The sequence below is a fragment of the Flavobacterium sp. P3_A6 genome (assembly GCF_056403035.1).
This window is the reverse complement of the sequence record NZ_JBFUGG010000018.1, coordinates 14,604-39,843: the sequence shown is the minus strand read 5'-3', so window position 1 is coordinate 39,843 and position 25,240 is coordinate 14,604. Positions and strand designations below refer to the sequence as shown.

Annotated in this window: 25 protein-coding genes; 2 read left to right on the top strand and 23 right to left on the bottom strand. The window is 36.3% G+C overall.

Going from position 1 to position 25,240, the window contains the following annotated elements; all coding sequences use genetic code 11:
* Positions 1-8 precede the first annotated feature (8 nt).
* From nuoL to aspS, 15 genes are all read right to left on the bottom strand, one after another.
* On the bottom strand, positions 9-1,892 hold the full coding sequence (nuoL, locus tag AC1DVP_RS15940; RefSeq protein WP_477184478.1) for an NADH-quinone oxidoreductase subunit L: 1,884 nt from the start codon (positions 1,890-1,892) through the stop codon (positions 9-11).
* Between the two features lie 6 nt (positions 1,893-1,898).
* Entirely contained in the window at positions 1,899-2,219 is a 321-nt protein-coding gene (gene nuoK, locus AC1DVP_RS15935; protein ID WP_100432422.1) for an NADH-quinone oxidoreductase subunit NuoK, read from the bottom strand.
* Positions 2,219-2,728, bottom strand: coding sequence for an NADH-quinone oxidoreductase subunit J family protein (locus AC1DVP_RS15930; RefSeq protein WP_315148969.1), 510 nt, complete (start codon positions 2,726-2,728; stop codon positions 2,219-2,221). Before AC1DVP_RS15930 ends, nuoK begins: the two co-directional genes overlap by 1 nt.
* Positions 2,728-3,273 (bottom strand): NuoI/complex I 23 kDa subunit family protein, encoded by a 546-nt coding sequence (locus tag AC1DVP_RS15925; protein ID WP_477184477.1) that lies wholly within the window; start codon positions 3,271-3,273, stop codon positions 2,728-2,730. The genes AC1DVP_RS15930 and AC1DVP_RS15925 overlap by 1 nt, the downstream gene beginning before the upstream one ends.
* A gap of 116 nt (positions 3,274-3,389) precedes the next feature.
* Positions 3,390-3,914: an ORF6N domain-containing protein gene (locus tag AC1DVP_RS15920; RefSeq protein WP_477184476.1), complete on the bottom strand. Its 525-nt coding sequence runs from the start codon at positions 3,912-3,914 to the stop codon at positions 3,390-3,392.
* Positions 3,915-4,055: 141 nt separating this feature from the next.
* Positions 4,056-5,108 (bottom strand): NADH-quinone oxidoreductase subunit NuoH, encoded by a 1,053-nt coding sequence (nuoH, locus tag AC1DVP_RS15915; protein WP_477184475.1) that lies wholly within the window; start codon positions 5,106-5,108, stop codon positions 4,056-4,058.
* 2 nt (positions 5,109-5,110) lie between these two features.
* Positions 5,111-6,142 carry an NADH-quinone oxidoreductase subunit G gene (locus AC1DVP_RS15910; RefSeq protein ID WP_477184474.1) on the bottom strand — a complete coding sequence of 344 codons (1,032 nt, stop codon included), beginning with the start codon at positions 6,140-6,142 and terminating at the stop codon, positions 5,111-5,113.
* A 17-nt stretch (positions 6,143-6,159) separates the two neighbouring features.
* Entirely contained in the window at positions 6,160-7,527 is a 1,368-nt protein-coding gene (gene nuoF, locus AC1DVP_RS15905; RefSeq protein ID WP_477184473.1) for an NADH-quinone oxidoreductase subunit NuoF, read from the bottom strand.
* Between the two features lie 18 nt (positions 7,528-7,545).
* Positions 7,546-8,076: an NADH-quinone oxidoreductase subunit NuoE family protein gene (locus tag AC1DVP_RS15900; RefSeq protein WP_477184472.1), complete on the bottom strand. Its 531-nt coding sequence runs from the start codon at positions 8,074-8,076 to the stop codon at positions 7,546-7,548.
* A 3-nt stretch (positions 8,077-8,079) separates the two neighbouring features.
* The gene (locus AC1DVP_RS15895; RefSeq protein WP_477184471.1) at positions 8,080-9,318 is read right to left on the bottom strand and encodes an NADH-quinone oxidoreductase subunit D; all 1,239 of its coding nucleotides are present in this window, start codon (positions 9,316-9,318) and stop codon (positions 8,080-8,082) included.
* Between the two features lie 35 nt (positions 9,319-9,353).
* A complete protein-coding gene (locus AC1DVP_RS15890; RefSeq protein WP_477184470.1) occupies positions 9,354-9,875 on the bottom strand; it encodes an NADH-quinone oxidoreductase subunit C in 522 nt (173 codons plus the stop codon).
* 4 nt (positions 9,876-9,879) lie between these two features.
* Complete coding sequence (locus AC1DVP_RS15885; RefSeq protein ID WP_477184469.1) at positions 9,880-10,428, bottom strand: NADH-quinone oxidoreductase subunit B; 549 nt, start codon at positions 10,426-10,428, stop codon at positions 9,880-9,882.
* 175 nt (positions 10,429-10,603) lie between these two features.
* On the bottom strand, positions 10,604-10,969 hold the full coding sequence (locus tag AC1DVP_RS15880) for an NADH-quinone oxidoreductase subunit A (protein WP_477184468.1): 366 nt from the start codon (positions 10,967-10,969) through the stop codon (positions 10,604-10,606).
* Between the two features lie 232 nt (positions 10,970-11,201).
* Positions 11,202-11,396 carry a cold-shock protein gene (locus tag AC1DVP_RS15875; RefSeq protein ID WP_077378011.1) on the bottom strand — a complete coding sequence of 65 codons (195 nt, stop codon included), beginning with the start codon at positions 11,394-11,396 and terminating at the stop codon, positions 11,202-11,204.
* 110 nt (positions 11,397-11,506) lie between these two features.
* Positions 11,507-13,261 (bottom strand): aspartate--tRNA ligase, encoded by a 1,755-nt coding sequence (gene aspS, locus AC1DVP_RS15870; RefSeq protein ID WP_477184467.1) that lies wholly within the window; start codon positions 13,259-13,261, stop codon positions 11,507-11,509.
* Between the two features lie 567 nt (positions 13,262-13,828).
* Here aspS and AC1DVP_RS15865 point away from each other — a divergent pair.
* Positions 13,829-14,188: a toxin-antitoxin system YwqK family antitoxin gene (locus tag AC1DVP_RS15865; RefSeq protein WP_477184466.1), complete on the top strand. Its 360-nt coding sequence runs from the start codon at positions 13,829-13,831 to the stop codon at positions 14,186-14,188.
* A gap of 433 nt (positions 14,189-14,621) precedes the next feature.
* Positions 14,622-14,894 carry a DUF4242 domain-containing protein gene (locus tag AC1DVP_RS15860; RefSeq protein WP_477184465.1) on the top strand — a complete coding sequence of 91 codons (273 nt, stop codon included), beginning with the start codon at positions 14,622-14,624 and terminating at the stop codon, positions 14,892-14,894.
* A 62-nt stretch (positions 14,895-14,956) separates the two neighbouring features.
* Here the strand turns inward: AC1DVP_RS15860 and AC1DVP_RS15855 are convergent, their stop codons facing one another.
* From AC1DVP_RS15855 to AC1DVP_RS15820, 8 genes are all read right to left on the bottom strand, one after another.
* The gene (locus AC1DVP_RS15855; protein WP_477184464.1) at positions 14,957-16,195 is read right to left on the bottom strand and encodes a TMEM143 family protein; all 1,239 of its coding nucleotides are present in this window, start codon (positions 16,193-16,195) and stop codon (positions 14,957-14,959) included.
* Between the two features lie 305 nt (positions 16,196-16,500).
* Positions 16,501-19,965, bottom strand: coding sequence for an efflux RND transporter permease subunit (locus AC1DVP_RS15850; protein ID WP_477184463.1), 3,465 nt, complete (start codon positions 19,963-19,965; stop codon positions 16,501-16,503).
* 93 nt (positions 19,966-20,058) lie between these two features.
* Complete coding sequence (locus AC1DVP_RS15845) at positions 20,059-21,201, bottom strand: efflux RND transporter periplasmic adaptor subunit (protein WP_477184462.1); 1,143 nt, start codon at positions 21,199-21,201, stop codon at positions 20,059-20,061.
* Positions 21,202-21,224: 23 nt separating this feature from the next.
* Positions 21,225-22,562: a TolC family protein gene (locus tag AC1DVP_RS15840; protein ID WP_477184461.1), complete on the bottom strand. Its 1,338-nt coding sequence runs from the start codon at positions 22,560-22,562 to the stop codon at positions 21,225-21,227.
* Entirely contained in the window at positions 22,562-23,158 is a 597-nt protein-coding gene (locus AC1DVP_RS15835; protein ID WP_477184460.1) for a TetR/AcrR family transcriptional regulator, read from the bottom strand. Before AC1DVP_RS15835 ends, AC1DVP_RS15840 begins: the two co-directional genes overlap by 1 nt.
* A gap of 58 nt (positions 23,159-23,216) precedes the next feature.
* A complete protein-coding gene (locus tag AC1DVP_RS15830) occupies positions 23,217-23,714 on the bottom strand; it encodes a YceI family protein (protein WP_477184459.1) in 498 nt (165 codons plus the stop codon).
* 171 nt (positions 23,715-23,885) lie between these two features.
* Entirely contained in the window at positions 23,886-24,443 is a 558-nt protein-coding gene (locus AC1DVP_RS15825; RefSeq protein ID WP_477184458.1) for an RNA polymerase sigma factor, read from the bottom strand.
* Positions 24,436-24,831, bottom strand: coding sequence for a hypothetical protein (locus AC1DVP_RS15820; RefSeq protein WP_477184457.1), 396 nt, complete (start codon positions 24,829-24,831; stop codon positions 24,436-24,438). The genes AC1DVP_RS15825 and AC1DVP_RS15820 overlap by 8 nt, the downstream gene beginning before the upstream one ends.
* Between the last annotated feature and the right edge of the window lie 409 nt (positions 24,832-25,240).

Genomic DNA, 25,240 nt, shown 5'->3' with positions numbered 1-25,240 from the left:
AGTAATAATTATTGAGCTAGAAATAAAAATGAAACAATGGCACACATGCCTAAAACAAAAGCAAATAGGTATAGTCCAACACTTCCATTCTGTAATTTTTTACCTTGGTAGCTTAGTTCGCTGGCTACTTTTCCTAGTCCAAAGACTATGGAAGAAATTGAAGTTTCTACATAGTCCCTAAAGATTTTTGACAAACCGTTTATAGGTGCTACAAACAAGGAATCATATAGTTCATCAACATAGTATTTGTTGTAAAGTACTTTTGATAATCCAGTAATTTCAGCATCTTCGCTAGGAACAGTATTTTGTTTGATATATTTTGCATAAGCAATTCCAATTCCAACTAATCCGCCAACTACGGCAATTGCCATTAGCATATATTCAGTTGTTCCCAATCCGTGTTCTTCTGTTCCCGCTTTCGCGAAAAGAGGAGCCAAATATTCGTTCAGCCAGCTATTTCCAGGTAAACTGATTAATCCTCCAAAAGTTGCCAAAATTGCCAATACAATTAAAGGGAATGTGATTAAAGCAGGGCTTTCATGCAAATGGTGTTTTTGTTCTTCAGTTCCTCTAAAATCATTAAAGAAAGTCAAGAACATTAATCTAAACATATAGAAAGCAGTCATTATTGAAGCAACAGATCCAACAACCCAAAGCGGAATGTTATGGTGGAATGCTGTCATCAAAATTTCGTCTTTTGAAAAGAAACCTGAAAACAAAGGAACTCCAGAAATTGCTAATGATGAAATAAGCATTGTCCAAAAAGTGATTGGCATTGCTTTTTTCAATCCGCCCATTTTACGCATATCCTGTTCTCCATGCAATCCGTGAATCACAGATCCCGAACCCAAGAACAAACATGCTTTGAAGAAAGCGTGAGTAATTACGTGAAATACGGCTACTTCATAAGCACCAAATCCTAAAGCCAAAAACATTAATCCCAATTGAGAAACAGTAGAGTAGGCCAGTACTTTTTTAATATCATTTTGAACGAGACCAATAGTAGCGGCAACCAATGAAGTTACACCTCCAATTACAGCAATTATTGTTTGTACTTCCGGTGTTAAATCAAATAAGAAATTCATTCTTGTTACCATAAAAATACCAGCAGTAACCATAGTTGCAGCATGTATCAATGCCGAAACTGGTGTAGGTCCAGCCATCGCATCAGGTAACCAAGTATATAAAGGAATTTGTGCCGATTTACCGCAAGCTCCAATGAACAAAGCCAAAGCGGCAATGCTTAACCAAAACGTATCAAGATTATGAGCTCCAGCAATAGCTGTTTTTAAACTGGCAAAATCCAATGTGGAGAATAAACCGCCTAAGATAAATATACCGATTAGCAATCCTAAATCCCCAATACGGTTCATGATAAAGGCTTTTTTGGCGGCATCATTGTAATCTTGGTTTTTATACCAAAATCCAATCAATAAGTAAGAACAAAGTCCAACTCCTTCCCAGCCAATAAACATTACCAATAAGTTGCTTCCAATTACCAGTGTGATCATAAAGAAGATAAACAAATTCAAATAAGCGAAGAAAGAATGCACTTTTTCGTCATCATGCATATAGCTGATGGAGTATAGGTGAATCAAGGAGCCAATTCCGGTTACAAACAATAACCATATAATGGATAACTGATCCAGTAAAAAACCAAAACTAACATTAAAGTTGCTGATTTGAATCCAATCAAATAATTGAATTGTTATAGCTTGCTGCGTTTGGCTGATTTGTAAAAAGAAAGAAATTGATACAAGAAAAGAAACTACTATCGAAAGAGTTCCTATGATCCCTGATATTGACTTTCCTAGAGTTTTTCCAAAGAAAACATTAATTAAAAATCCTAATAAAGGAGTTAACAGTAAGACTAAAGCTAAATTGGTATCCATTGCCATTTATCCTTTTAAGTTTTTTAAATTATCGATGCTAATTGATCCAATATTTCTGAATATCGAAACTAATATAGCCAGTCCAACCGCAACCTCGGCAGCAGCAACAGCCATAGAGAAAAATACGAATACTTGTCCCTGCGTGTCTTGGTGATAAGTTGAGAATGCCACAAACAATAAGTTAACAGCGTTCAGCATAATTTCAATAGACATAAATACAATGATAGCATTGCGTCTGTATAAAACTCCAAAAATACCGATGCAAAAAAGTGTTACACATAGGAAGATATAGTTCTCTATACCAATTTGAGTTAAAATATTGTTCATTATTTTTCTAATTTTTCTTTTTTAGACAATAATACAGTCCCAATCATCGCTACTAATAATAGTATAGAAGCAAATTCAAACGGGACCATATACTCATTCAATAATGCTTTTCCGAGTACTTTTATCGATTGGTAATCTTCACCCGTATAATCATATTCTACAATAGGCTTAGAGTCAATAAAGATTTTTATTAAAACCAGACACACTAAACAAAAAGAAACTATAGCTCCCAATCTCGTGAATCTCGGCTTATGAACTTCGTCCGCTTCATTAAGATTCATTAACATGATTGTAAACAGTAATAAAATCATGATAGCTCCAGAATAAACAATGATGTGTACAATGGCCAAAAACTGAGCGTTCAATAACAAATAATGCCCTGCTATAGAGAAAAAACAAATCACTAAGTAAATAGCGCTATGTATTGGATTTCTGCTAAAAATAGTTAAAAATGCTGTTAGCAATGTGATTGCAGACAATACGCAAAATAAAATAAGTACTGTTGACATTAGTTAGCGTTTTTAAGTTGAGTGTTTTTCATTGCCATTTCAAGCGGCATAACCAGTTTGTCTTTTCCAAAAATAAAATCTTCCCTGTCATAACTGGCAGGAACCAATTCTTTAGAAATAGTCAAATAAATTGCGTCTTTTGGACAAGCCTCCTCGCATAGCCCGCAAAAAATACATCTCAGCATATTGATTTCATAAATCTCGGCATATTTTTCCTCTCGATACAAATGCATTTCATCCGCTTTACGCTCTCCCGCTTTCATCGTAATTGCTTCAGCAGGGCAAGACAAAGCACATAACCCGCAGGCAGTACAGTTTTCTCTGCCTTGCTCATCTCGTTTTAGCATATGCTGTCCACGATAAACTGGGCTCATCACACGAACTTGTTCAGGATATTGAATAGTTGCTTTTTTTCTAAAAAGGTGTTTTATCGTAATGGCTAAACCTTTTACAATCGCAATCAGATACATGCGTTCCAAAAAAGTCATCTCTTTATTGGAGACCATTTTTTTTCTTCCCGATAAGGATATAGTTTCTATTGACATTTTATATTTTTTATTTGTAGCTAATCCTGCTATCCACTGTATCTTTTATTTTTTAAAGGAAAAAATAAAAGGATGCCGCTTCTATCAGGGCTAAGGCATTCGTGACCTAATTAATTTTATTTTTTATATCCAATTTTATTTCTTTCAATCTTATTATCTTGTTTCTCCATCAACTCATCTAAATAGGTAAATACCAATTCTATATTTTTATCATGATTCGTTAACTTCTTCTTTATTTCTTCTATTTCTAATTTTACACTTATATTGTTAGTCAGAAATTCTCGCATTTTAACAAAGGCCTCAACTATTTTTATACTAAATTCAATTGCTCTATCACTATTCAAAACATTTCCTAACATCATTGTTCCGTGTTCTGTAAAAACATAAGGCAAAGTTGAAGAAAATTTTAGGTTTTTGAGGTGGTCACAATTTGCGACTACCTGCTCTTTTTCTATTTCTGTCAATTGAAACATAAAATTACTAGGAAAGCGTTTTAAGTTTCTCTTTACTTGTTGGTTTAATTGTTTTGTTGTAGCACCATAAAGCTGAGCTAAATCTCTATCAATCATCACTTTTGTGTCTCTAATAAGCAATATTTTACTCATTATAAATTCTTCGGTTATGATTAATTCTTCACTCATAAATCAGTTAATTCAATTTTTGTTTTTATGAGGCGGTCACAAATTGTGACCGCCTTACTATATGTTTTTTAGTAACTTAAGTTGTGTTTTGTGTTTGTTCTAGCTAATAGGTTGTAAATTATGACTTCTACCTTATTAAGACTAAAATCCTAAATAAACAGTAATTTCATTTCTCAAAAGCACAACTCCGGTTATCATAATATTGACAATCGCAAGCGGAATCAAAATTCTCCATCCCAAGTGCATCAATTGGTCATATCTAAATCTCGGAATTGTCCAGCGAACCCACATGATAAAGAAAATAAAACCGCATAATTTAGCAAACAGCGCCATCATTCCAATTACGTTCGCAATATTTACTCCCCAGTTTTCTACTGCCCATGCCATTCCTGGATAATTATATCCTCCAAAAAATAACACAGACATAATAGTAGAGGAAATAAACATGTTTGCATATTCTGCAAATAAATAGAATCCCATTTTCATCGAAGAATATTCTGTATGATACCCGCCAATTAATTCCGATTCGCATTCAGCCAAATCAAATGGGGTTCTGTTTAGCTCCGCGAAAGAACAAATCAGGAATATCAAGAAAGTCAATGGCTGATACAATATGTTCCAATGCCATTCTGACTGCTGTATTGAAATTTCTTTTAAACTTAAAGTTCCTGTCATCATAGTCAAAGCGATTATCGATAATCCCATTGCTACCTCATAAGAAACCATTTGCGATGCCGCTCTAATAGCTCCCATCAAAGAGAACTTGTTATTCGAAGCCCAGCCACCAATCATGATGCCGTAAACTCCTAATGAAACTACTCCAAAAACATATAATATGGCAATATTTACATCAGTTGCCTGTAATAGAATATCTTTTCCAAATAAGTGTAATTTATCTCCCCAAGGAATAACCGCACTGGTCATTAAGGCTGTACTCATTGCAATTGCAGGTCCTACAACGAATAAAAATTTATTAGGAGTATTTGGGAAAAATTCTTCTTTTGCAAATAATTTACCTCCATCAGCAAGTGGCTGTAGCAATCCCCAAGGTCCCGCTCTGTTAGGGCCAACTCTATCCTGCAGCCAAGCGGCTACTTTACGTTCTGCCCATGTAGAATACATAGCCATCAGCATAGTAAGAGCGAAAATTACTACTATAAACACACCTTTTTCTATAACAAATGTACTGTCCATTTTTAAGATTTATTAGTGTTAGTGTCCAATGGATTTGAGGCCATGCTTATTTTTTTTCTATCTTGATCTCTACCCAAAAGGATGTTTTTCTCAGTAGCTATTTCTACTTTTTCTAATTTTTGAGTGTAGTTATTTTGATTGATAACTGAATCTTTTTCAAATTTACGAGGCCCTTCAATTACCCAGTCAGTCACTTCTTTTTTGTCAAAACGGCAAGTGTTGCAAATGAATTCTTCTACTTCGTGGAATTCATCTTTACGGCCTGTAACGCGTTGGATTTCGTTTCCAAACATCCAAACAGTTGTTTTTCCGCAGCATCCTGGTGTTGTACATTCTCTATGCGCGTTATAGGGCTTGTTAAACCAAACTCTTGATTTGAATCTAAAAGTTTTATCAGTCAAAGCACCAACTGGACAAACATCAATCATGTTTCCAGAAAATTCATTAGTTATAGCTTTTGAAATACAAGTGGAGATATTAGCATGATCACCGCGGTCCATTACTCCATGAACTCTGTCATCTGTCAATTGATCCGCAACCTGTACACATCTTTGGCATAAAATACAGCGGTTCATGTGCAACTGAATGTTTGGACCGATATCTTCAGGTTCAAAAGTTCTTTTCTCTTCAATAAAACGGGATGCTGATTTTCCGTGTTCAAAGCTTAAGTTTTGCAAATCACATTCTCCGGCTTGGTCGCAAATTGGACAATCCAGGGGGTGGTTGATTAGCAAAAATTCCGTTACGGATTTTCTCGCTTCCTGAACTCTTGCAGAAGCCTTGCTGGCGATTTCCATTCCGTCCTGACAGCCTGTTACGCAAGATGCCATTAATTTAGGCATAGGCCTCGGGTCAGCATCACTGCCTTTGGTAACATCCACTAAACAGCAACGGCATTTACCGCCGCTTCCCTTTAGTTTTGAATAATAGCACATCGCTGGCGGAACAACATCGCCGCCAATCATGCGCGCAGCCTGCAGAATTGTTGTTCCTGCTTCTACTTCAATTTCTTGACCGTCTATGGTTACTTTCATTGTCTGAAATTCTTTCTTTATACTATTTCTTTAGAAACTAAATGCTTTACTTTTTCAAAAGGCTCAGCAGTAAAATGGTCTCTGTTTTTTATTTTTTCAGGGAAACGAATATGATATTCAAACTCATCTCTAAAGTGACGAATCGCTGCCGCAACCGGCCAAGCTGCCGCATCACCAAGAGGACAGATTGTGTTTCCTTCAATTTTACTTTGAATACTCACTAACAAATCGATATCTTCTTCACGTCCGTGTCCGTTTTCAATTCTGTGCAATACTTTTTCCATCCAGCCAGTACCTTCTCTGCAAGGAGTACATTGTCCACAGCTTTCATGGTGATAAAAACGGGAGAAATTCCAAGTGTTACGAACAATGCAAGAGGTGTCGTTATAAACGATAAATCCTCCAGAGCCTAACATAGATCCGGTAGCGAAACCACCGTCACTTAAAGATTCATAGGACATCAAACGATCTTCGCCTGCTGCTGTTTTATAAATTAAATGTGCCGGTAAAACAGGAACAGAACTTCCTCCAGGCACAAAAGCTTTTAATGGTCGGTCTGAACTCATTCCGCCAAGATATTCATCAGAATTCATGAATTCATAAACACTTAGTCCCAATTCAATTTCATAAACACCTGGATTTTTGATATGTCCTGAAGCTGAGATTAATTTGGTTCCTGTAGATCTTCCGATGCCTATTTTTGCATAATCTGCACCAGAATTATTTATAATCCATGGCACAGCAGCGATAGTTTCTACATTATTTACCACGGTTGGATTAGCCCAAAGCCCAGAAACTGCAGGGAATGGCGGTTTAATCCGAGGATTGCCCCTTTTTCCTTCCAATGATTCGATCAAAGCAGTTTCTTCACCACAGATGTAAGCTCCGGCACCACAATGAACATATAACTCTAAATCAAATCCAGAACCTAATATATTTTTTCCTAAAAAACCGGCAGTTTTAGCTTCTGAGATAGCTCTTTCTAATATTTTATATACCCACATGTATTCTCCCCGAATGTAGATATACGAGCGGTTGGCACCCAATGCATAACTGGAAGTAATCATTCCCTCAATCAATAAGTGAGGAATGTATTCCATCAAATAACGGTCTTTGAAAGTTCCCGGCTCAGATTCATCGGCATTGCAAACTAAATGTCTTGGTTTTCCTGATTTTTTATCAATAAAGCTCCATTTCATTCCAGCGGGGAAACCAGCTCCTCCACGGCCGCGCAATCCAGAAATTTTTACTTCTTCAACTACTTCGTCCGGAGTTAAGGTTTTTAATGCTTTTTCTACAGAAGCATAACCACCGTTTGCACGATATACTTCGTAGGTTTTAATCCCTGGGATATTGATTTTATCTAATAATATTTTTTGTGACATATTATTTATCGTGTAATATTATTTATCGTGTAATATTATTTTATTGTCTTTACAATCAGCTATTAACTGGTCGATTTTTGCTGTCGTCAAATGTTCTTTGTAAAAATCACCCAATTGCATCATTGGTGCATAACCGCAAGCGCCTAAACATTCAACACCTCTTACTTCGAAAAGACCGTCAGCTGTAGGTTCTCCAACAGGAACGCCTAATTTTTCACAGGTATAATCCATTAGATCTTCTACTCCGTTTAAACAGCAAGGGGAAGTTTGGCAAAATTCAAACATATATTTACCAATCGGTCTTCTGTTATACATGGTGTAAAACGAAACCACTTCATAGACCTCTATTGGTTTGATATGTAAAATTTCGGCAACTTTATCTTGTAATTCAATGCTCAGCCAGTTGTCGTGAGCATCTTGAACTTCGTGTAAAACGGGGAGTAAAGCTGATTTTCTTTTATCTTCAGGATAATGGCTGATTAATTCATTGATGCGGGACATCAACGCTTCAGTCATGTTTATTTCTTGTTTGTAATGTGTGTGTACCATAATTTATGCGTCTAATTCTCCTGCAATAACATTTAAACTCGATAAAATAACAATCGCATCAGATAACATTGAGCCTTTGATCATTTCAGGATAGGCTTGGTAAAAAATAAAGCAAGGTCTTCTGAAATGCAATCTATAAGGAGTTCTGCTTCCGTCTGTTACTAAATAAAATCCTAATTCTCCGTTTCCTCCTTCAACAGGATGGTAAATTTCTGCCACAGGAACAGGAACTTCACCCATCACAATTTTGAAATGATATATCAGTGATTCCATATTGGTGTAAACGTCTTCTTTAGGAGGAAGATAGTATTCAGGGACTTCGGCATGGTATTCATTTCCTTCCGGCATTTTATCCAGTGCTTGACGAATAATGCTTAAACTTTCCCAAACTTCGGCATTTCTTACGCAAAAGCGGTCGTAAGTGTCTCCAGATTTTCCTACGGGAACTATAAAGTCAAAATCTTCATAAGAGCTGTAAGGTTGCGCAACGCGTACATCATAATCGATACCTGCTGCACGTAAATTTGGTCCTGTAAATCCATAAGCCATTGCTTTTTCAGCAGATATTGCTCCAACATTAACAGTTCTGTCGATAAATATTCTGTTTCTTTCGAATAAGTTTTCAAATTCTTTCCAAGCTACTGGAAATTCTTTCAAGAAGATGTCTAATTTCCTAAAGGCTTCCGCTGACCAGTCTCTTTCGAAACCGCCAATTCTTCCCATATTGGTAGTAAGACGCGCACCGCAAATTTCTTCGTAGATTTCGTATACTTTTTCTCTGAATTGGAATACATAAAGGAAACCAGTATAAGCTCCAGTGTCTACTCCAAGGATTGAATTACAGATTAAGTGGTCTGTAATACGTGCCAATTCCATTACGATAACTCTTAAGTAATCAACTCTTTTTGGGACTTTGATGTCTAGAAGTTTCTCAAGGGTCATCCACCATCCCATATTATTGATTGGCGAAGAACAATAGTTCATTCTGTCAGTAAGTGGAGTGATTTGGTAAAAAGGACGGTTTTCAGCAATTTTTTCAAAAGCTCTGTGAATGTAACCAATAGTTGGTTCTGCTTCAAGAATTTTTTCACCATCCATCAATAGGATATTTTGAAAAATACCGTGCGTGGCAGGGTGTGTAGGGCCTAAATTCAGAATAGAAAGCTCGCTTCCGTCTTCATTGTGTCGCTCTTTAATTATTTTAGCATAGCGATGCTCTGGTGGTAATAATAGTTCTGACATTTATCTAATGTGAAAAATTATATTTATTTTTTTAGCTATTGGTTGATTGTTGTTCTTCCAAAATACCTGTCATCTTTATCCGTTCTTCCGCTGTCTTCCATAGGGAATTCTTTGCGCATTGGGAAAGAAATCATTTCGTCCATATTCAAGATACGTTTCAATTGAGGATGTCCTACGAAGTTTATTCCGAAGAAATCATAAGTTTCTCTTTCCATCCAATTGGCACACAAAAAGATATTTGAAATACTTTTAATTTCTGGATTTGAACCGCTTATGAATGATTTAATACGGATACGTTTGTTTTCGTACCAATTATGCAAATGATAAACAACAGCAAATTGTCTGTTTTCTTCATTGTTAGGGTAATGTACTGCACATAAATCAGTCAAAAAGTGAAAACTMAAAGCAGGATCATTTTTTAAATAAAGAACGACAGCTGTAATGATGTCTGAATCCGCTTCAAATGCAAAAATGTCTTTATCTTGATTGAATCCTAAAACCTTTGAACCAAAAGTTTCTGTTAACTTCTCTTGAATTTCTGTTGTCTCTAATGCCATTTTCTTATTGAATGTTGTAAGATGCCAATAATTCTTTATACTCAGGGGAGCTTCTTCTTCTTACAGATTCGTTTTTCACTAATTCCTGTAATCTCATAACGCCATCCACAATTTGTTCCGGACGCGGAGGACAGCCAGGAACATATACATCAACAGGTATTACTTTGTCTATTCCCTGCAATACGGAGTAAGTATCGAAAATTCCTCCTGAGCAAGCGCAAGCCCCAACAGCAATAACCCATCTAGGTTCTGCCATCTGTTCGTACACTTGACGTAAAATTGGAGCCATTTTTTTTGAAATAGTTCCCATTACTAATAGCATGTCGGCTTGACGAGGAGAGAAACTCACCCTTTCAGACCCAAAACGTGCTAAATCATAATGTGAAGCCATTGTTGCCATAAATTCGATTCCGCAACAAGATGTTGCAAAAGGTAATGGCCAAAGCGAATTGGCGCGTGCTAATCCAACAACGTCATTCAGTTTTGTGGCAAAGAATCCTTCTCCAACAACACCTTCTGGCGGGGCAACCATATTTATTTTTGAATCGCTCATTTTAATTTTAGATTTCTGATTTCTGATTTTAGATTCTTTTGAACCTTAAATCAAAATCTACATTGTAAAAAATCAATTTTTATTTTTAAAAAAAACCTAAATTTTAAATTTTATGCCTTAAACCTTTCTAATTATAAAAATTTAAAGGCTAAAATTTAAAACCTGCATTCTTAATTTATTCCCATTCTAATGCTTTCTTTTTGACGATATAGAAAAAGCCAACTAAAAGCAACATCATAAAGATAATCATTTTTATCATTCCTTCTATGCCTAACTCTTTGAAATTCACTGCCCAAGGATACAAGAATATTACCTCCACATCAAAAAGCACAAATAGAATAGCTACTATGAAATATTTTACCGAAAAAGGTATTCTTGCATTTCCAACTGATTCAATTCCACATTCGAAGTTTTTGTCTTTGTTTTCAGATAGTCTTTTTGGTCCTAATTTGCCAGAAATAATGATCATACCTACAACAAATCCTACAGCCAAAACAAGCTGCATAAAGACTGGGATATAGTTTATTTGTTCGGATTGCATAATTATCAGTTTTTGCTTTAAATTAAGTTACAAAGATAGCTTTAGTGTTATTAAAACACAAGTTTTGTAACGGATTTAGTGGAAACATTAACTTAATACAATCGTAATTTTTATTCATTATAAATAAGATTGTTGGTGCTGGTTTTTTAGTATGGCACAAAAAAAAACGTTCCGATACATCGGAACGTTTTTTAGACGTTTTTTGCAATAAAACAGTAAGCGATTTTTATGCTTAAAGTACTGCTACTTTAGCAGCAACTTTACCTTTTCTTCCTTCTTCTTCTTCATAGCTAACTCTGTCACCTTCGCGTAATTCTTCCGCGTTGATGCCTGAAGCATGAACAAAAATGTCTTTTCCTGTTTCTTCGTCTGTAATGAATCCGTAACCTTTAGATTCATTGAAAAATTTAACTGTACCTGTACGCATTGTAATAGTAATAATAATTTATAATATCGCAAATGTAATCTTTAATATAATACGAAAATCATTATGCTATTATTTTTTTTCTAAAATTATTGATATTCAAGTGTTTTTACCTAATTGTTTAGATTTAATTTAATATGTAATTCCTTTAATTGAGATTCATCAATTATGGAAGGAGCATCAATCATTACATCCCTGCCAGAGTTGTTTTTTGGGAAAGCAATAAAATCACGGATTGTTTCCTGCCCTCCTAAAATAGCAACCAAACGATCCAGTCCAAAAGCTAAACCACCATGAGGAGGTGCTCCAAATTGGAAGGCATCCATTAAGAAACCAAATTGCGCTTTGGCTTCTTCTTCCGTAAAGCCCAAATATTTAAACATTAATTGTTGTGTCGCTTTATCATGAATACGGATTGATCCTCCGCCGATTTCATTTCCGTTCAAAACCATATCGTAGGCATTGGCACGAACTTTTCCGGGATTGGTTTCCAATAAGTGCATATCTTCCGGTTTTGGAGAAGTAAATGGATGGTGCATTGCATGATAACGTCCGCTTTCTTCATCAAATTCCAATAATGGAAAATCAACAACCCAAAGAGGCGCAAATTCAGCTGGATTTCTTAATCCCAAACGAGTGGCCAATTCCATACGCAAAGCGCTCAATTGAGTTCTTGTCTTATCGGCTGGTCCTGAAAGAACAAAAATCATATCTCCAGGTTTTGCTCCTGTAGTTTTTGCCCAATTAGTTAAGTCTTCCTGATCGTAGAATTTATCTACTGATGATTTGAAAGTGCCATCCTCGTTACATTTTGCATACACCATACCGCTGGCGCCAACTTGCGGACGTTTTACCCAGTCAATTAAAGCATCAATTTCCTTACGGGTGTAATTTCCCGATCCAGGAACTGCTATTCCCACAACTAATTCGGCAGTATTGAAAACCGGGAAGTCTTTGTGCTGCGCAAATTCATTTAACTCACCAAATTCCATTCCGAAACGAATGTCCGGTTTGTCATTTCCGTATGTTTTCATCGCATAATCGTAGGTAATTCTAGGGAATTTGTCTACATCTATACCTTTTATCTCTTTTAATAAATGACGGGTCAAACCTTCAAATACATTCAAAATGTCTTCTTGCTCCACAAAAGCCATTTCGCAGTCAATTTGAGTAAACTCTGGCTGACGGTCTGCACGCAAATCCTCGTCACGGAAACATTTTACAATCTGAAAATATTTATCCATTCCGCCGACCATCAACAATTGTTTGAATGTTTGCGGTGATTGCGGTAAAGCATAGAATTGCCCTTCGTTCATTCGGGAAGGAACAACAAAATCTCTTGCTCCTTCTGGAGTTGATTTGATTAAATAAGGAGTTTCTACCTCGCAAAAATCAAGGTCCGAAAGGTATTTACGCACTTCCATTGCTACCTTGTGGCGGAAAAGCAAACTGTTTTTTACTGGATTTCTTCGAATGTCCAAATAACGGTATTTCATTCGAATGTCTTCACCGCCGTCGGTTTCGTCTTCGATTGTAAACGGTGGAGTTAATGCGCTGTTTAATATATTAAGTTCAGTAACTAATATTTCAATTTCACCAGTAGGAATGTTTTTATTTTTGGCTTCACGCTCAATAACAGTTCCTTTTACCTGAATCACATATTCGCGTCCCAATGTTTTGGCAGTTTCAAAAACTTCTTTTATAGAACGGCTTTCGTCAAAAATCAATTGCGTGATTCCGTAACGGTCGCGCAAATCAACCCAATTCATAAAACCTTTGTCTCTTGATTTTTGAACCCAACCGGCAAGAGTAACTTCTGTATTGATATGTGAGGCGTTCAATTCGCCACAATTATGACTTCTGTACATGATATAAAATTTAGTTTTTTTGCTCTTTTTTAGCGCGAGTGCAAATTTAGGACTAATTATCAATTTTATATCATATACTCCTAGAATTTACTGCAATAAAACATTCTTTTTTCCTTTCTTCTTCAAAACAAAAAAGGCTGTAACTCAGTTACGTCTTATTTTTCTTTTAGACTTTTTTTGGATAATGTCAAAAAAGCAAAATATTTCCCTTTAAGCGCCGGTGGAAGTGAAAATCATTATGCGTGTCTCGTTTTTTTGGACGAAAGGCACATAATATTACTTCTTCATTTCGCTATCGCTCGTATGAAACGGATAACTGGACTATTCTGGCTGAAAAACAAAATCTATCTGTTATAAATTAAAAATCTATCTGAAATGGGGTGAATCAGTTTTGTTTTTGTCAATAACTACTTTTAATTGCTCATTTTGGAAAGAAATTTCTTTGTTTTTTGTTTCCAATGTTAAGCTTTTGTCTGTGTTACGAAATTGTTAAGTAAAAGTTTTTTTAATGTAAAATTTGTTCCTAATTTTGATATAACAAGATACAAACAATTAAAAACTAACGATATGAAAAAGATTATGATTTTGGCCGCGGTATTATTTTCAGGAGCAATTTTTGCCCAAGATGCGAAACCTGTTTTGGAGCCATTTGGTAAAAAATTAAAAGCGACCTATTTTTATGAAAATGGACAAGTGCAACAGGAAGGATATTTTGAAAATGGAAAATTAGAAGGAATCTGGGTTTCTTATAACGAAGCCGGAGATAAAATCGCCTCAGGAGAATATGTTGCCGGAGTGAAAACAGGAAAATGGTTTTTCTGGTATCAAAATGCCGAGAAAAGCAGTCTTTGTGAAGTAGATTTCTCCAATAATCAAGTGGCAAAAATTAAAAACTGGCGTCAAGATGCTTTTGCTACTTCAAACTAAAAAAATACATAGTTAATTTTGAGAAAAGGAGAAAGTCTTTATTGATTTTCTCCTTTTTTTATTCTGGTTTTCAGTGTTATAACTTTGTTAAGGCAGAACATGTTTAAATGATTTATCGTATCTTTATTACGCAAATACAGCACATGGTTTAGGGGTGAAATAGAGAATCAGTTAGTTTAAATATCTATTTGTCAGAACTCTAAATTATAAAGTTTGTGTTTGTTAAGAAATCGGCTTTTATGGGTTACTGTATTAGCCGATTTTGATTGTTTCAATGCGTTTCACTTTATTATTGCATTTCAAATTCAAATGCAATCGTATAAACTGCCCCTTTCTGCATGAATCTTTCTTATTCTCTTTAATTAATGGTCAAAGCAAAACCAAAAGAGGTTTTCTATAATTATTTTATTCTAACTTTTTTAATCTAATTAGTATGCCAAAGTATGTTATTGAAAGAGAAATTCCTAGCGCAGGGAATTTGACGCCAGAACAATTAAAGGAGATTTCGAATGCGTCTTGCGATGTCTTAAGAAAAATGGGGCCGGAAATACAATGGAAACACAGTTATGTGACTGATGATAAGATTTATTGTGTTTACATTGCCCCAAATGAAGAAATGATTCGGGAACATGCAAGTCAAGGTGGGTTTCCCGCTAATAAAATCAGCCTAGTTTCTGAAATAATTGACCCAGTTACTGCGGAATAGTATTTATGGCTAATTTTAGAAAAGGAGAAAATCATTTTTATTTTCTCCTTTTTTTTTAACTGCTAATTTTTAGTTACTAAGTTATACTCAAAAACCCCGTCCCAAATTTCGTCCATTCTTACTAGTGCTTTCCCTATGGAAATCACTTCCCATTTTCCATTGGTTTCAAATGCAAGACCGCTGTTTTTTAATTTAAGCAATGCCTCTTTTACATCAAAATCAAGGTCTGCATTGTGTTTGTTTTTGAACCAAGACTCGATTTGATGATCCAGTTCGTCTTCGGTTAATGGAGTTTCGCTTTTGTTCAAAAAAGAATAGGCCAAGATTGTTTCCTTAAGCACTTCTTCTTCAGATGAATTCAGCAACGAATAAAATGCGCCACTGTTGTTCCCAAGATTTTTGAAATATAGACTGTCCGAAAGCATTTTCGAATATTTAATCTTCTTATTTACAAAGTTATTGTACTGGCGAAACAAGTATGCACCCAATATCCCAAGTGCAATTAATCCTTGATTCAATGAGGTTTTACTGTTTAATAAATCTATTGTTTCCCCAGATTCATAGGCAGATTGCATTGTAATCAATGCCGGAATTACCTTGGTGCTCAATAATGAAATTCCCCCCACAAGACCCGGAACCCATAATAAAAGTTTGTCGGTTAACGACATTTTTGGAATGGCATTTGGGAATATTGTTTCGAGATCGTTTTTGGGAACGCGTTTAAAGATTTTTAAAACTACGGTTCCAGGTTCGATCAGTGATTTGTTTTTTTTGAGCTTGTTTTTTTTGTAATAATCAGCATCATGATATCTTAGGTAAATCATTACGCGGTCATAGTATTCGACTTCAATTTTTTTCTTCCAAAAAACGTATTTGCCAACCTTTTCCTTGGCCGTATGCTGGCCTCTCACATAAATTTCGTAATCCTTATAAAGATCTAAGTCAATAGCCAGTTTTAAGCCAATCAAATCCGAATCTAGGAACGCTTGATCCAAAGTTTCCTGACTCACACGGCTATAATTGCTCAAATCAAGAACCTTAAGCAGATTTTCTTTGAAAAGCCCAAAATCACTTTTGCCTTTAAAAGTCTCTCTTTCTTTTGGAGGCAAATCAGGGTCGAAAAAAGCGTAATTTTGTTTTATATTCCGAATCAGGTTAAACGCTTCATAGTGGAAATAATGTTCAATGATGTCAAACAGCTTTTTGAAATTCTCTACCTGCTTTTCATCACCGGCAAATTCAGCCAGTTGTTCTTCGAGTAAGAATTCCTTATCAAATGGGATATAATGCTCTCTTTTCATCTTGAATTTGGACTTTAATGTAAACTATTTATAAGTCTGCCAAAGGTAAAGTACAAAAGATGAAATCTTTAATTTTTAAATAGCATTTCTGCTTAGCTTTCAAAAATAATTATGGGGAGCGAAAGGATAGGCTTTATCGGGGAATATGGGTTCCTGCTGTCCGCTGTATCTTTTCCTTTTTAAAGAAAAAAGAAAAAGGATGACGCTTCCATCAGGGCTAAACAGCCAGCAAAGGTTTTTTGAAAATAAAACAAAAACCCACCCAAAATCAAATTTCAGGCGGGTTTTCAGAAAGTTTATAAAACTTATATTTCAGTAGCTTGGGCTTTTCTTCTGTCTCTCAACCAATATTTGGTTCGTTTAACAAGATAGAACATTACCGGCACCATAATTAAGGTTAATACTGTGGCGTAGGTCAACCCGAAGATGATGGTCCAGGCCAAAGGTCCCCAGAAAATCACATTGTCCCCACCCATGAAAATGTGCGGATTCAAGTCGGTTATCAAAGAGAAGAAGTCGAAATTCAGTCCGATCGCAAGCGGGATTAATCCCAGCACGGCTGTCAAAGCGGTCAGCAATACCGGACGCAGCCTTGATTTACCAGACTCGATAATTACTTCCTTGATTTCGTCTATGGTCAAGTCATCATGGCTTTCTAGATGTTTATCGGCTACTTTTTTATCTAATAAAAGAACAAAGAAGTCCATTAACACGATTCCGTTTTTTACCACAATACCAGCCAGCGAGATGATTCCCATCATCGTCATTAGGATCACAAAATCCATGTTGGCAATGACGTATCCATAGAAGACCCCACTAAAACTTAGGATTACCGTAAACAGGATAACCATTGTTTTGGAAACCGAATTAAACTGCAGTACGATGATAATGGTAATTCCGGCCAAAGCCAAAAACAGCGCATACATCAGGAAACTTTGGTTTTTGCCTTGCTCTTCCTGAACTCCTGAGAACGAATAGGTAACTGTTTTTGGTAATTGATACCCTTTTAAATCTGCGGCAATTTGTTTAGTGATTTCATCCCCATTATAACCGGTCAAAACATTGGAGTAAACCGTCATAATACGTTTTTGGTTTTTTCTCTTGATTTGATTGTAGGTTGTGGTTTTCTCCGTTTCGGAAACCGCCGAAATCGGCACTTGCATCATTTGTCCGTTAGCAGGATTCCTGAAAGTCAGCGCTTGATTGAATAATACGTTTTCGTTCTTGCGCTGGTCATCCTGCATACGCATCGTGATGTTGTAGTCGTCATCGCCTTCTTTGTAGGTCGAAATTTCCTGTCCATATACGGAACGGCGCAAATTGAATCCCAGCTGCCCAGTCGAAACGCCCAAACTTCCCGCACTTACGCGGTCCACTTTTACCTCAAGTTCTGGACTTTCTTTATTAACATCAATGCTTAAACGTTCAATTCCAGGAATGTTTTTGGAATTGATAAAAGTAATCATCTTGTCCGCTTCTTTCAGCATTTCGTCATAATCGATACCTGTCAGCTGAATACTGATTGGGTAACCGGCCGGTGGTCCATTGGCGTCTTTTTCGACCGTTACCGTAGCTCCGGCAATACCTTTTACTTTACGTCTTATTTCTTCCAAAATATCGGCGGTGTTGATGCCTCTTCTGAATTTGAATTCGGAGAAATTCACTGTTACTTTTCCTTTAAAAGGCGTTTCCGAAGCCGATCCTGCATCTACGTTTGGATTACCGGCTCCAACTCCCACTTGGGATACGATGGATTCGGCCAAATAGTTTTTGTCTGTTTTTGGATCTATATATTTGCTTAAAATGGAAATCACCTGTTTTTCAACAAATAGGGTGGCCTTATTGGTTTTTTCAATATCGGTTCCTTGCGGGTATTCGATATAGGCAATTACCTGATTCGGAATATTGTCCGGAAAGAAAAGTACTTTTCTAGGGAATATTCCCAAAAGGATAAAAGAGAAAAATAACATTCCTATAATTCCCGCCAAAGCATACCAAGCTCTTCTTTTGGTCAAAATTTTAGCCAAAAAGGTTTTGTATCTGTCTTCCATTCTAGGGAAAAAGCTGTGCTGAAAATCTTGTGTCCATTGGTATAATTTCAATTTATACAGCCACATCAATCCAAGAGAAATTATGGCCAAGTGGCCAATTGCTTTTGCAAATTTAGAATCATAAAAATTTCCGAAAAGCACAAAAATAACAGCGATAATGGTGAAAATTATCGAGTAGGTCTTGGCCGATTTTTTAGTCACATTTCGGTCTTCAATATCCATCGAGCCTCCTGTCATAGCTGCATTGACTACCATTGCAACAAATAAAGATGCTGATAATGTTACCGTTAATGTCATTGGAAAATATTTCATGAATTTACCCATTGTTCCCGGCCATAATGCAAAAGGTAAGAATGCCATCAAGGTTGTTGCGGTAGAGGAGATTACCGGCCAGGCGATTTCACCAATTCCTATTTTTGAGGCTTTTATTCTTGGCATTCCTTTTTTCATGTTGGCAAATACGTTATCAACCACTACAATACCGTCATCCACCAGCATTCCCAGTCCCATTACCAATCCGAAAAGCACCATCGTGTTTAGCGTAAGTCCAAATGCCGACAGGATACTAAAAGCCATCAGCATTGATAAAGGAATGGCGGCGCCCACAAACAACGAGTTTCGAAGTCCCATCGTAAACATCAGTACGATCATTACCAGAACAATCCCGAAAATGATATGGTTCGAAAGTTCATCAACCTGATGTTCTACACGAGAAGATTGGTCGTTTGTCAATTCAATTTTAAGATTTGACGGCAAATAGGAAGCTTTGGCCTCCTCAATTTTTTCTTTTACCTGTTCAATGGCCGAAATCATATTCTGGTTGGAACGTTTCTTTACGTTCAGCATCACTACTTCGGTTCCTTTCTCACGGGCATAAGTGGTTTTTTCTTTTTCTTTGAAACTAACCACTGCAATATCTTTCAGGTAAACGGTTCCGCCATTGTGTTTTACAATGATGTTTTCGAGTTCTTTCGGATCTTTGATTTCACCAACGATTCTGATGTTGTTTCGAGAGCCTTGAGAAATTAAATTTCCTCCTGAAAGCGTCATATTCTCATATTTTACAGCACTTTGAATGTCGTCAAAAGAAACTTGGGCGGCTGTCATTTTGAAAATATCAACGGCAATTTCCACTTCTTTATCATCAACACCCAGAATGTCCACTTTTTTGACTTCAGGGATTTCTTCAATATCGTCCTGAAGCAATTCTCCATATTTTTTAAGTTGCTGCGTGGTGTAATTTCCCTGTAGATTGATGTTTAGAATAGGCACTTCTTCCGAAATGTTCAATTCAAATACGCTGGGTTCCACTTTGCTTCCGTTGTCAAGATTAGGCCAATCGGTATCTGCTTTTACGATATCCACTTTGTCCTTAATTTTGGTTTTGGCATCCAAAATGGTAACTTTATCTTCAAACTCTACGATAATCATTCCATAATCCTGAAAGGAACTGGATGTGATTTTATCGACTCCGCTGATGTTCTTGATTTCCTTTTCAAGGGGTTTGATGATTAATTTCTCTACATCCTCGGCTGAGTTTCCTGGGAAAACAGATGAAATATAAACCTTATTTTCTATAATTTCCGGAAAATCCTCGCGAGGCATCGTAACATAGGCAATGGTTCCTGTGATTACAATTAGTAAAGTCAGGATATAGACTGTAACGCGGTTTTCGACAGCCCAACTTGATATTCCGAATTCTTTATTTTGGTGTGACATATGCTTTTGGTTTAAGGTGGTTTAATGTTGTTTAAAAGTTTAAATAGGGTTGTGTTTTAAACAGCCTTAAACAGTTAAACAATTTTAAACTTTTTAAAAATTCAATTTCATCCCGTCCGAAATGGTATTCATCCCTTCAGTAACTATTATGGCATCAGAATTCAATCCGCTTAAAATCTCGGTTACATTATCTGATGACTGGCCGGTTTTAACAATTACTTTTTTGGCAATGCCTGATTTTCCGGTAGAATTGGCCACAGTGTACACAAAACTGTTTTTCTTGGAATCCTGCTGAATCACATTGGTTGGAACAACTACGGCATTTTTGCTCACGTAATCAATCACTTTCAGTTTGGCTACCTGATTTGGTCTCAATAAATTTTCCGGATTGGGAACACTAACTTCAATTCCAAAACTTCTGTTGTTTGGATTAATAAAATTACCTATTTGGCGCACTTTGCCTTTGTAAGTTTTGCCCAATGAAGTTAAGTAAACATCCACTTCAGTGCCAATGTTCAATTTTCCGATATAGGTTTCGGGAATGGAAGTGGAAACATACATATTTCCTAAATTCACGATTCGCATTAATCCTTTTGCACTAGCGGCAACTACTTCGCCTTTTTCCACAAAAACTTCGTCAATAGTTCCTGAAAAAGGGGCTCTGATTACTGTTTTTGCAATTTGGGCTTTGATTTGAGCTACTCCTTTTTGTGCTGAAATCATTTGAGTTTGTGCTTGGAGGTATTGTATTTCGGAACCGATTTTTTGGCTCCAAAGATTTTTTTGACGTTCAAATGTAGTTTTGGCTAAAGCATATTGGTTTTCGGCACTGGCCAACTGCTGGCTCATACCGCCATCATCTGTGCGTCCCAAAACTTGTCCTTTACTTACTTTTTGTCCGGCTTTCACATTCAATTCTACTAAGTTTCCTGGAAATTCAGGCTGAACTAATACATTTTCATTGGTGTTAATGCTTCCCTGAACCTCAAGATAATGGTTGAATAAAGTGTCTTTCAGTTTTACGGCAGTAACCAATGCTTCGATTTCTTTGTTTACGTCCAAAGTAGCCAATGCTTCGTCGATTTGGGTAAGCTGTAGCTGTAATTCGGCTTTTTTGGCAGTTATCGCTTTTACGTCTTTGGATGCAATAATGCTGTCGATTGATTGGTTCTTCTCTGATGAATTACAGGCAATCAATACAGCTGAAAGGACGGTAAGGATAATTATTTTTTTCATATTCTTAAATTTTATTGGTGTCGTTATTGAGTGATGATTTTTTCTAAACTGGCTTTTTTATTGATAATGTTGACCATTGTCTGCAGATATTTCTGTTGAGCAGTGTACAATTGCCGCTGCGCATCATTAAAGTCAAAACTGGTCGAAAGCCCTTCGGTGAATTTAATCTGCTGTTTTTTCTCAATTCTTTCTGCCAGATTCAGATTGTTTTTGGCAGTTTCATAATCGGCAATGCTGTATTCGTATTCGGTTTTTGCGGTAGCATACTGCAGTTTCAGTTTTTGTTCGGTTTCATTCAATTGTGTTTTGGCTTGATCCAAAGCAATTTTCGCCTGCTGTGTTCTGGAACTTCTGGCTAAACTGCTAAATATAGGCACGTTTAGGGTAAGACCAAGATTGGAATAATTAAACCAGTTTTGGTTTTGGGTAAAAAACTCAAACTGATCTTTAAATGCGGTATAACCAAAGTTAAATTTCGCAGATAATGAAGGCAGCGCTTTACTTCTTTGGAGTTTGTATTCTAATGTTCTCTGCTCTTCAAAATTGGTTGCTATTTTGTAGCTGATATTGTTGTTTACATTAAATTCTGTTTTGGAAAAAGCAAGATCCATATTCTGAATCGTTAGTGCATCCAATTTGTCGGTCAATGTGATTGGGTCATTAATATCAATGCCTAAATTGATTTTCAGCATCTTGTAAGTGATGTCCAATAAACGTTTGTTGTAATTTAAAGTGCTTTCCAAAGAAGCTAAAGTAATTTCCAGCTGCTCAACACTTTCCTCTTCAATTAATCCATTTTTGTAGGTGGCTCTGGTATCGTTCAGCGTTTTTTGCAGGGATGCAATGTTTCTCTCCAGAATAGTTATGCTTTCTTGTGCTAATAAGACACTGCCGTAAGAGTTAATGACCATTTCTTTAATGTCAATGTCTGATCTTTTTTTGGCATTTTCATAATATGCCAAATAGGTTTTTGAAGCTTGAAGCGCCACGATATAAGAACCGTCAAAAATAAGCTGGCTCACACTGGAACGGGCAACCATATTGTATTTTGTTCCAAAGGCGACTTCGGCATATTCTCCTGGTTTTCCTCCAAAGAATTCGGCTGGCACAACTGATTTTTGGAGTACAAAATTATTGGTAAAATCCACTCCGGCATCAATCTGCGGTAAACCCATTGCGGTCGTTTCCCATTTTTTTTCTTTGGCAGCTTCGATATCACGACCTGAATTGACAGCCGTGTAATTGTATTCGAGTGCGTGGTCTATTGCCTGCTGTAATGAAAAGGAGTAACTCTTAGTCGAATCTTGCGCATTGATGCTCAAACTCAATAGCGTAAGCATTAGAATGAATATGTTTTTCATTATATTTTGGTTTTAAGTAATTGTTTTTCAAGTTCGGCTATTCCTTTTGGCGTTGCCATTGCCCTGGTGTGGTATTCCAGTGCCTGTAATTCCAGTTTTGTGGATTCTCTTTCGGAGCTGGTATTTTCTTTGATGCTAAAAATCAAGGAGTAATAAAATTTAACGTAGATGTCAACATCAAGATCGTTTCTGTATAATTCCTGCTGAATTCCCTTTTCTATATTTTGCTTAAAGCACATATTGCATTCGTTCAATTCTCTGCTCATTACCTTTTGATAGATTTCGGGATAATGCTTCTTTAATTGGTAGAGCGGAGAAGTATCCGTTGCCTGAAACATTTCTTTGAACATTTTCCGAATCTCAAAATTCTCTTCAATGGCGTTGTGGTCTTTGGCGACAATGGTATTTATGATTTCGTGAACGGTTTTGTGAACCATTTCCGTGCTTTCCTCAATCAGTATTTCTTTGTTGCAGAAATATTTATAAATCGTTTTTTTGGAAATGCACATTTCGCAGGCGATATCGTCCATGGTGACACTTTTAAAACCAAGTTTTAAAAATAAATCGCTTGCTTTGGATATGATTTTGTCTTTCATTTTTTGGTTGTAACTTGTTGGTTAGTGGTATTTATGTAAATTGGTTAATTGTATGATGTTAATGATTAACAAATTCCAAATTGGCTATCAGTTTAATATCAGAGCCTACTGCGTATCCTCCCTGATAGGGATTAAGACCAAAATCCTTGCGGCTAATATTTCCGGTAATTTCAAATGATGCTTTTTGAACGCCGTTGTAGTTATTGTAACCAATAAACTCAGTGTCCAATTCCACTTCTTTGGTAATGTTTTTGATGGTTAAATGCCCTTTCAGAAAATTGATGTTTTTGTTTATTTTTTCAAAAGAAGTTGATTTGAACTGAATCACAGGTGTTTCATCATAATCAAAAAAGTCAATTAATTTCAAATCAGAGTTTCTGCTTTTGTCGTTTGCTTTCAATGAAAATTCGATTGAAGCGTTTTCCACTTGGTGATTTTGTATAGCAACGTGGCCTTTAAAATTATTTTTGGAACCAGACATATAGTCAATCAATGAATGTCTCGTTTTTATCAATACGTCTGATTCTTCCGAATCAATTTTCCATTCGTTTTTCATGATTTCTGCAAGTTTTGTAATATTTTTGTAATGCAAATATAGCAATGGAAACTTTAAAAACAAATAAAGTTTCCGTTTCTTTGGTTGTATTCTATTAAAAATTAGATAATTATATTGTAATTCCTGCCCGAATTGTTAATCTGTAATTTGTTATTGTAATAGCTGAAAAAATTAGGAGTAAATGATTTCTTCATACAATTCGGATAATCTTTTTCGTAGATGCAAAACAGCATAATGCTTTCGCGAAAGTAATGTTTTGACAGAAACACCAGTTTCATTCGATATTTCTTTGAAAGACAAACCATCTAATTCATTCTTTTCGAAAACGTCCCTTTGTTCCCGTGGTAATTCTGATAATGCGTTTTCCAGTTCAACCCACATTAGGGAACGTAAGTATTCCGTTTCGGGAGATGGTGCCGTTTGTCTGCTGAACAGCATTTCCGAAATATCTTTGAGCACCTCGTCGTCGTCGTTTAGGTAGGAAGGTAATTCTTCTTCATGCTTTTTAATTTGTTTATTGATTATCATGTTGCGGGCAACCCGATACAGCCAGGCAGCTACCTGCTCAATCGGATTCATCGCAGTATCTACTTTTGCCAGTTGGTAAAAAACGTCCTGCAAAATGTCTTCGGCATCTTCCTTGTTTGAAACGCGTTTACGAATAAACGCGTTCAACCTAGGTTTATAAGCTGTTACCAGCGATCCAACATCTTGCGGCTTATTACTCATTCTCTTTTTTGTCGAAGTCAGTACTGTCGAAGTCAAAATCCCTGCCGCCAAAGAAACGTCTGCGGCCAAATCTTCCGCCGCACATGTGTTCTTTGCGTTTGTCTATAAATTCTTTTTGCTGTTCGGGAGTCATGCTCATCCATTTTTCGCGGATGCCGTTTTTATGGCGCATACCTCCAAATCCAGGGCCGCCATGATGTCCGTGACCGCCAAACAGAAGACGGGAAAGTACAAGTAATCCCAATGCCTGCCAAAAACTGATAATTCCTAATCCGAATATGTTTGGAATAAGTGCATTCCATAACAGCATGACTGCAAAACTAAATCCTGTGCCTGCCGCAATGACGAGCAATATTATTCCCGCTATTTTAAAACCTTTTCTTTTCATGTTATATTTTTTTGTTTTTAAATTCATTTTTAAGAAGCCTTCTATTTATGTAGACAAATGAACTCGATAAATATTTTATGAGAATCATGTTTTTTTTAATTTTTTTTAGTCTGATAAATATTTCAAAAAGAGAGTATACAATTTGCTTGCTACTTCGTCCTATTTTACAGGCTTTATTTCACAACCAAACTTGATAAACCGCATTTGATAAAATTACTTTAATACGTCTATTGTCAAGACCATGCAATGCAATTTTTTTTCGAATGCTTTTCGAAAAATGGAAGGGATCATGAATAACAATGGCTATTGTATTTTATATAAAAAAACTACTTTAATGTTTGGTAAAACTCTCAGCAGTAATCAGCAAGCCCTCCGAAGACTGTAGAAACCTTTCCGAAATAGATAACTG